Annotated in this window: 1 protein-coding gene and 1 tRNA gene; both read right to left on the minus strand. The window is 38.0% G+C overall.

What is annotated here, in order from left to right; genetic code table 11:
- Positions 1-173 precede the first annotated feature (173 nt).
- Positions 174-245 (minus strand) — tRNA-Glu (locus D8849_RS10365).
- A 91-nt stretch (positions 246-336) separates the two neighbouring features.
- The coding region (locus D8849_RS10370) for a sigma-70 family RNA polymerase sigma factor (protein WP_125387009.1) at positions 337-750 on the minus strand (414 nt) is incomplete at its 5' end.

A 750-nucleotide genomic window follows, 5' to 3' on the forward strand; every position in this document is an offset into this window, starting at 1 on the left:
CTTAGTTATAGCGCCCTGCACATTGGTTCGTCTTGTTCAGTTTTCAAAGGTCTTTGTCACTTACTTCTCTCAAGTGACAACTATATTAGTATATCACAGCCACTTTCGCTTGTCAACACTTTTTTGAAACTTTTTTAACTTTTTTCATCAAGTGCCTCAACCACAATACACCATAGTCCGTACGGGATTCGAACCCGTGTTACCGCCGTGAAAAGGCGGTGTCTTAACCCCTTGACCAACGGACCTGAGCTGTTATTTTCAACTCTTACTATTATACAGACTTTTCAAACTTTGTCAACTACTTTTTTTATCTTTTTTCATTTTTTGCATGGCTTCCTAGTATGTACGGATGTCAAACTCTTTAAATACAATACGTAAGTCTCTTAATACTCTTTGACGACCTCGGAAGCGTTCATTTCTTAAGACGCGTTCTAACTCTTCTTGTTTGTCTTTACTTTGTTTGTTTCTATAATCTCTTAGTGTCTCATGAAAGAGATAATAATCATCTAGCCACAGACCGCCCTCACTGATACGATGACTGATCTCACCCACTTCTTCATAGGGTTCTTTATCATATCTTCGTTTTTGACTTTCCTGCTTACGGATATAGTCTAGGATCCGATTCCGAAACTTTGTCTTAAAATATTTCCTTAAACGAGGAATATCTTCTGCCAACTCTTCTTCTCTACTGATCAATTCATGTAAGCAAATCATTCCCTCTTGGTCCCAATCAGATAACTCCCATAAATG

Source organism: Streptococcus mitis (genome assembly GCF_003942765.1).
Classification (GTDB): domain Bacteria; phylum Bacillota; class Bacilli; order Lactobacillales; family Streptococcaceae; genus Streptococcus; species Streptococcus mitis_BE.